This window comes from Jatrophihabitans sp. (assembly GCF_051960575.1).
Taxonomy (GTDB): domain Bacteria; phylum Actinomycetota; class Actinomycetes; order Mycobacteriales; family Jatrophihabitantaceae; genus JBQCEE01.
In genome coordinates this window covers 1-5,450 of sequence record NZ_JBQCEE010000063.1, presented here as the reverse complement: position 1 = coordinate 5,450, position 5,450 = coordinate 1, and the positions used below count along the sequence as shown (strand labels likewise).

Below are 5,450 nucleotides of genomic sequence, written 5' to 3'. Positions count from 1 at the left end.
GTCCAACCGCTCGTACACCATCGCTGCGACCGCACCGACCTGCGCCAGCCGTGGCTGACGACTCAACACCCGTTGTGTCAGGAACGGGACCGTGCGCACGCGCTCCCACTCGAACGCGGTGAGCGGCCCGGGCTTCTCCCACACACCGGCCGAGACGCCGATCGCACCGAGCCGGGCGACGAGGGCCGCGGCCCGCGTCAGCTCGACCTCCTCCGCGGTGAGCCCGGCGTGCCCGGCCGCCGCGGCGGCGAGGTCGGCGACGGCCCGCGAGTGTCCGAGGAACCAGGGGCACTTGAGGTCGGCGTAGTCGCCGAAGACGGCGAGCACGTCGAGCAGTGACGCCTCGTCGAGCGGTCGGTCCAGTGCGCGGCACCCGGCGATCACGGTGTCCCAGGCGTCGACCTCGTCGACACCACCGAAGATCGCGTCGGGTCGTTCGACGCAGCGCTGCACGAGTCCGGGGTCGAACTCCTTCCCGCTGCGGTGCCGCAGCATCTCGAGCGCGGACCCGACTCCGCCGAGCCGGTGGAACACCTCGGCGTCGTCGGCGATCTGCACCACCCGCATCACCGGGTCGATGGCGTCACCGGCGAGCGTCGACGGTGTCCCCTTGCCGTCCCATCGGGCGAAGGCCTGCGCGAGCGCGCGGTGCACGGCGTCGGGCATGCCGAGGCGCTCGGCGATGTCGCCGGTGGTCTGGCAGTGCGCCACGAACGAGCCCATGACGTCCTTGACGCCGCTGGTGAAGAACCGGCCCGCGGTCGCGAGCCGGCGCAGCGACCCGCCGCTGGACGACAGGTGGCCGACGAGGAAGCCGACCATCGCCACGCCCGCCCGGTCGACCTGGTAGCTGTCGGCGCGCAGCCGCACGTCGTCGCCGAACCACCGCGCGAGCTCGTGCGAGTCGGCGACGCAGCCCACCCAGGCGAGCAACGAGACGTAGAAGGTCGACGCCTGCTGGTCCTCGTCGAGGCCGGCGAGCGCGGCGAGCCTGGTGGCGATCACCGTCTGTCGCAGGACGTGCTCCTGGGGCTGCCCGAGGCCGAGGTCGGTGGCGAGCGACAACGCGCAGACCAGTTCGGCCAGGCGCACGGCCGGTGCCCCGCGGCTGGTCATGACTGCGGAGCCTACGTCGTGATCGGCCCCCGTGCGGGTCGGCCGGGGACGGCTCAGCCGGGCGCGGCCGTCAGGCTGATCCGGAAGGTGGCGCCGCCGCCGGGCGTCGGCAGGTACGTGACGTCGCCACCGTTGGCCCGCGCCAGTTCACGCACGATGTAGAGCCCCAACCCGTGGCCCACCACCCACGCGCCCGTGGCCTCGTCGCGGCTGAACCGGGTAAAGAGCCGGTCGACGAACGACTCGGGCACGCCGGGGCCGTGGTCGATCACGTCGATGGTCACCGTCCCGCCGTCCGCCGTGACCTGGATGCGCTCGGCGCCGCCGCCGTACTTGTCCGCGTTGCTGAGCAGGTTGGCGACGATGTGCTCGAGATGCTCGGGCTGCACGAGGGCGACCACGTCGTCGGGGCAGTCGACGACGACCTCCGAGACGACCGCCGTCGTCACGGACCGGAGGGCCGGCGCGAGCTCGACCAGCTGCGGCCGTGCGATCAGGTGCCCCGCCTCGAGCGTCACCTGGTCGAGCACCTCACGCACCGTCCGTTGCAGACGCTGCACGTTCCGCTCGACGTCCTCGAGGTGGGTGCGTTGCTCGTCGGTGCAGTCGGCGCCCCACGCGTCGGCCGCGAGTTCGGTCATGGCACCGACCACGGTGAGCGGGTTGTTCATCTCGTGCCCGAGCATGCCGATGAGATCGGTCTTCAGGGCGTTGGCCCGCTGCAGCTCGGCATTGCGCTGCTCGAGGGTCGCGATCGCATCGTCACGCGCACGCTCGGCGGACCGCTGTTCGGTGACGTCCTGGACGATCGAGACGAAGCGGTCGGGTTGCCCGTCGACGCCGCGCAGGATCGAGGTCGTGTAGGCCAGGGCCACCTCGGTGCCACCCGACCGCCGGAGGACGATCTCGCTGCGGATGCTGTCACGCTTGCCGACGTAGAGCTCGGCCCACTCGGGACCCCGCTGCGTCGCGGTGGTGTCGGACACGAGCTGGCTCATGTGCCGGCCGACGAGGTCATCGGGCGACTCGAAGCCGAGCATGGCGGCGAACGCGGGGTTCGCCGACTCCACGACGCCGTCGGCGGTACGGATCATCTGGCCGACCGCGCTGTGCTCGAACTGCGATCGGAACAGTGCCTCGCTCGCCGCGAGCCGCGCCTCGGCGGCTCGGCGCTCGGTGATGTCGGTGTTGATCGTCAGGATCGCGACCGGCTCGCCCCGCTCGTCGCGTTGCAAGGCCTTGCGGGCCAGGACGGTCAGCGGCGCGCCGGACATCGCGATGTGGTGCACCTCGCCCTCCCAGGTGCCGGTCTGTTCGAGGGCGGCGCGCACCGCCGCGCGATCGACTCCGGGCGCCCAGCGGGTGCGCAGCAGGCTGTCGATGTCCAGCCCGACGGCGGCCTCGCGCGACCAGCCGTAGATTCGCTCGGCCGCCGGGTTCCAGTAGCGGATCGTGCCGTCCATGCCGTGCACGACGATGGCGTCATTGGCCAGTTCGAGCAGGCGGGCCCGCTCGGTGAGTACGCGCGTCGACTCCCGCTGCGCCGTGCTGTCCTGGATCTGCCAGATCACCGTGCGGTTGCCGTCGTCGGTGGCGACCACGGCCGCATAGAGGTGGAGGTCGACGAGATGGCCGTCGCGGTGCCGGCTGCGCACGTCGAGTTCGGCCTGCGTCCGTTGCCCGGCCGCCATCTCGCGCACGATCTCGTCGAAGCGCTCGCGGTCGGCGGGCTCGATCGTCCCGCCGTGCGGCATGTCGTCGGCGTCCTCCGAGGTGTAGCCGAGCATCGTCGCGGCGGCCGCATTCACCTGCCGTGTCCCGTTGTCGCCGAGCTCCTGCACGATCATGCCGAGCGGGCTGCCGAGGAAGGCCGTGCGGAAGCGCTTCTCGCTGCGCCGGGCAGCCGCCGCTGCGTCACGGGCCGTCTGCAACAACCGTTGGATGTGCTCGGTGTCGGCGGCCTGCCGCAGCGCCGCCCCGAGATTCTGGGCGATGAGGGTCAGCAGGTGGCCGGCGTCGCCCGCGAACGCGTCCGGACGCGAGCTGGCGATCTTGAGGGCACCGATCCGCTCGCCATCGCTCACGATCGGGGCGACGACCATGGACCGCACGCGCGTGCGGCGGCAGGCGTCGCGGTCAACCCGGTCGTCGGTCTCGCTGTCGCGGCAGACGAGGGTCTCGCCGGTGCGGGCGGCAAGGCCGGACAGCGAGGCCCGCGCGTCGACGGTGATGCCGAGGCAGGACGCCAGGTGCCCGGCCGCCGCCGCGTACACCAGACGATCCGACTCATGGGCCTGCTCGGCCAGCTCGATCGCCGTGCCCTCGGTGCCGACGATCATCTCGAGACACCGCTCGGCCACGAGGGTCAACACCGCTGCGCGGTCGTGCGCGACGGCGGCCACGTCGCGCTGCAGCGCGACGAGCAGATCCAGCAGTGCCCGCTCGCGGAGCTCGCGTTGGCGGAGCTCGTGCTCGATCGACACGTCGCGGATGTGCGCCAAGTGCACACGTCGGCCGTCGACCGCACGCACCGACGACAACCGGACGGCGCACCAGACGGCGGCGCCGTCGACACGCACGTACCGCTTCTCGAAGGACTGCGCGCCCGAGCCCTCACGCGCGGTGGCAACCTGATCCATCGTCAGCGCCACGTCGTCCGGGTGGGTGAAGTCGTAGAGCGACCGGCCGAGCAAGCTGGAGCGGTCGGCACCGAGCAGCGAGGCGAGCGCCTGGTTGACCTGGAGGCAGCGGCCGCCGTCGTCGAGCACCGCCATGCCGACCGGGCTGGCTTCGAAGGCGATGCGGAAGGCACCCTCGTCCCCCGGCCCGGCCGTCATGACGGTCGAGCGCTGACCACTCGGGTCGAGCGAGGGCATCGTCGCCTCCTCGTGGACATGACCTCACAACGGTTTCACCCGCAAGCATCTCGGCATCGGGTCCTTCGGCCCGAACCTGCGCACGACTCCGTTGGTGCGGGGGGACCATCCAGGAGACGTCGGACGGTCCGGAGCGGTCGCGCCGACCGGTGGACGCGGTGGATGCGCGCCCGGCGCGCTTGCTGATCCGCGCAGCCGATTCCTGCCTCTCGCGTCCCGGCTCCCCCGACGGAAGGTTCTGTCGGGTTCGGGTCGGGTGGTCGGCGCATCGGGACCTTCTGGACCCGAGGGACAGGGTGATACTGCCCCCGGGACCGCCGGAGGGGTGCCGCGCGGCCGGGTGCTGGGGGCCGCGATGATCCGTCCGTCCGCGAGTGGCGACACGTCAGTGCTCGACGAGGTGCTCGGGGTCACGCCGGGGCGTGGGCCGTCCGACGGTGTCGCGCTGCACGACACCGGCCGCACCGGCTCTGACCGGCGTGCGGTGCGGCGCTCGCTCGTCCCGCCCGACATCCGCGCACTCGTCCGGGCCCAGCGGATGACCCGGGCCGACTCGGCGCGGGCCGCCGTGCACTGCGCCGTGCTGGTGCTCGCCTGGGTGACCCTGACCGTGGCCGGCGAGCTCGTCGACTCGCTGTGGCTGTGGGTGCCGGTCTGGGTCGCGCAGGCATTCCTGCTGCACGGGGCGTACTCGGCGATGCACGACGCCGCGCACGGCACGCTGTTCGCCGGTCGGCGCGCGAACCGCGTGGCCACCTTCCTCTGGGCGGTGCCGTTGGGCATCAACGCGAACCTCTGGCGCTGCTGGCACCTCGAGCACCACCGGGCGACCGCGACCCCGGACGACCCCGAGCCCACCGGCGAGATCACCAACCTGCTGCTCTACGTCGTCGCCTTCCCTGCGACGGGGCTGCTGATGTTCGGGCAGTTCACCTGGGACAGCCTCCGCGCACTCGTCGGCCGCCCGCCCGGCTACGCCGATCGCGCCGGCGTGCGCGGCCTGGTGCGCCGCGACGCCGTCTGGATGGTCTGCTTCACGGCGGGCATCGTGGTCGCAGCGGTGTTCAAGGGGCAGGCCCTGCTGTCCTGTTGGGTGATCCCGTTGGCGCTCTACTGGTGTGTCGTCAGTCTGATCTTCGGCCTGCCCGAGCACTACGGCACCGACCGCTCGGGGACGCAGATCGAGGTCACCCGCACGGTCGCGACGAACCGGCTGCTCGCGTTCGTCGTGTGGAACAGCAACCGCCACACGGCGCACCACCTGGTGCCGACCGTGCACTACCGGTACCTGCCGATGGTCGACGAGGCACTCGGCGACCGGGTGCCGTACCGGGCCAGGTCGTACACGGCGTACCACGCCGGCCTGGTGCGAAGCGTGGTCCGGCGGGACGCGCCGCGCAGCTGATGGGGCTGCCCGGCCGTGCCGCACCCGTGGCGCCGCCGGTCCGTCGGGGGTCG

The 5,450-nt window shown here is 72.2% G+C and carries 3 protein-coding genes; 1 reads left to right on the top strand and 2 read right to left on the bottom strand.

Annotation, left to right across the window (positions count from 1 at the left end; genetic code table 11):
* Nucleotides 1–1,116 (bottom strand): HD domain-containing phosphohydrolase (locus tag ACTHMS_RS02980; RefSeq protein ID WP_440305188.1); only part of this gene is annotated, 1,116 nt, incomplete at its 3' end.
* A gap of 53 nt (nt 1,117–1,169) precedes the next feature.
* The gene (locus tag ACTHMS_RS02975) at nt 1,170–3,992 is read right to left on the bottom strand and encodes a PAS domain S-box protein (RefSeq protein ID WP_440305187.1); all 2,823 of its coding nucleotides are present in this window, start codon (nt 3,990–3,992) and stop codon (nt 1,170–1,172) included.
* Between the two features lie 355 nt (nt 3,993–4,347).
* Here ACTHMS_RS02975 and ACTHMS_RS02970 point away from each other — a divergent pair, with 355 nt between their 5' ends.
* A complete protein-coding gene (locus tag ACTHMS_RS02970; RefSeq protein WP_440305186.1) occupies nt 4,348–5,397 on the top strand; it encodes a fatty acid desaturase family protein in 1,050 nt (349 codons plus the stop codon).
* Nucleotides 5,398–5,450 lie beyond the last annotated feature (53 nt).

What these genes read in the sequence shown, in the direction of transcription:
- ACTHMS_RS02975 (WP_440305187.1), bottom strand. Translation starts at nt 3,992, where the DNA reads ATGCCCTCGCTCGACCCGAGTGGTCAGCGCTCGACCGTCATGACGGCC.
- ACTHMS_RS02970 (WP_440305186.1), top strand. Translation starts at nt 4,348, where the DNA reads ATGATCCGTCCGTCCGCGAGTGGCGACACGTCAGTGCTCGACGAGGTG.